Origin of the sequence: Streptomyces lancefieldiae, assembly GCF_031845825.1 — a bacterium.
GTDB classification, from domain to species: Bacteria; Actinomycetota; Actinomycetes; order Streptomycetales; family Streptomycetaceae; genus Streptomyces; species Streptomyces lancefieldiae.
The window spans coordinates 1-437 of the sequence record NZ_JAVRFH010000343.1 but is presented as its reverse complement, the minus strand read 5'-3'; the positions used below and the strand labels follow the sequence as shown (position 1 = coordinate 437).

The 437-nt window shown below is 74.6% G+C and carries 1 pseudogene; it reads left to right on the top strand.

Features of this window, described 5'->3' with window-relative positions:
* Positions 1–437: pseudogene (locus RM812_RS42440) on the top strand (ABC transporter ATP-binding protein); the annotation flags it as partial.

The following is a 437-nucleotide window of genomic DNA, read 5'->3' as shown; positions in this document are numbered from 1 at the left end:
AAGCGCCCCCGCCCGGGCGCATGGCGCTGGTGCTCAACGCCCCGCCGGTGACGGCCCCGGGCCCCGAACGCCCGGCCCCCGGCGGGGACCTGGAGGTCGACGGCGTACGGCACGGAACCCTCCAAGGGCTGAAGTTCCAGGTGACCGCAGGGGAGTTCGTGGCGATCGCCCCCTACCAGCCGCGTGCGGCGGCCGACTTGGCCGCCGTGCTCGCGGTGAACGTGCCGCCACCGGCGTACGGGGGAGAGGTGCGGCTCGGCGGCCGGCCGCTCGCGGACCTGTCGGTCGAGGCGGTCCGGGAGCACCTGCTGGTGAACCCGTACGACGCCGAGATCTTCGGCGGCACGCTCCGTACGAACATCGACCCGTCGGGCACCAGCCGCTCGGTCCCCGAGGCCGTCGAGGCGTCCATGCTGACCGATGTCGTCGCCCTCCAC